The organism is Synechococcus sp. R5-13, from assembly GCF_047462015.1.
Taxonomy (GTDB): domain Bacteria; phylum Cyanobacteriota; class Cyanobacteriia; order Thermostichales; family Thermostichaceae; genus Thermostichus.
In genome coordinates, this window is sequence record NZ_JANSIL010000192.1 from 1 (window position 1) to 819 (window position 819).

The 819-nt window shown below is 60.7% G+C and carries 1 protein-coding gene; it reads right to left on the reverse strand.

From position 1 onward, the window contains the following. Positions 1 to 93: 93 nt before the first annotated feature. Positions 94 to 762 carry a dTMP kinase gene (tmk, locus tag NW840_RS13300; protein WP_414344783.1) on the reverse strand — a complete coding sequence of 223 codons (669 nt, stop codon included), beginning with the start codon at positions 760 to 762 and terminating at the stop codon, positions 94 to 96. Positions 763 to 819: the final 57 nt, after the last annotated feature.

An 819-nucleotide genomic window follows, 5' to 3' on the forward strand; every position in this document is an offset into this window, starting at 1 on the left:
GGGATACCGCCATTCTGTTTGGAAACAAACAGAATGCTATCGCTGCATAGTTGAACAGTGATGTTCAGCAATGTTCAGCGTAAATGTATCAGTCTAGGGCTCCCGGCCTGCTGTCGCAAGTGGTAGGCGGGGTTCGACCACTGACCAGAGGCGGGCAGCCACCTCTGCCGGGGATCCCTGGGCTGAAATGCGGACAATCCGCTGTGGTTCTGCGGCAGCCAGGGTTTCGAATCCGCAGTAAACCCGCCGGTGGAACTCTAGGCCTTCTTGCTCGTTAGTGCTCTGCACCGCTAGCTCAACTGCGCCAGAAGAACGGGAGCGAGCCCGTTCTAGCCCCACCTCGGGGGGCAGATCCAGCCACAGGGTGAGATCCGGCTGTAGCCCGTCGGTGACCCATCGGTTGAGCTGCCGGATCTTCTCCAAGTCCAGCCCCCGACCGTAGCCCTGGTAGGCCAGGGTGGAATCGGTAAAGCGGTCGCAAACCACCACCTGCCCTGCCGCCAGAGCCGGCGCGATGACTTTGCTCACGTGTTCAGCCCGATCCGCCGCGTACAGGAGCAACTCCGCCAGAGGGCTAAAGGGATCCCCGTGCAGCAACAGCTCCCGCAGCGTTTTGCCCAGCGCCGTGCCCCCCGGCTCGCGGGTACACAGACAAGCGTAGCCTTCTTGGCGCAGTCGCTCAACCAAGAGGGCCTGTTGGGTGGTTTTGCCCACCCCTTCCCCGCCTTCTAGGGTGATGAACACACCGTCGTCCTGATACATTCACGCTGAACTCTCCTGAACATGGTTCAGGAAAGAAGCGATCGCATCCTGCCTATC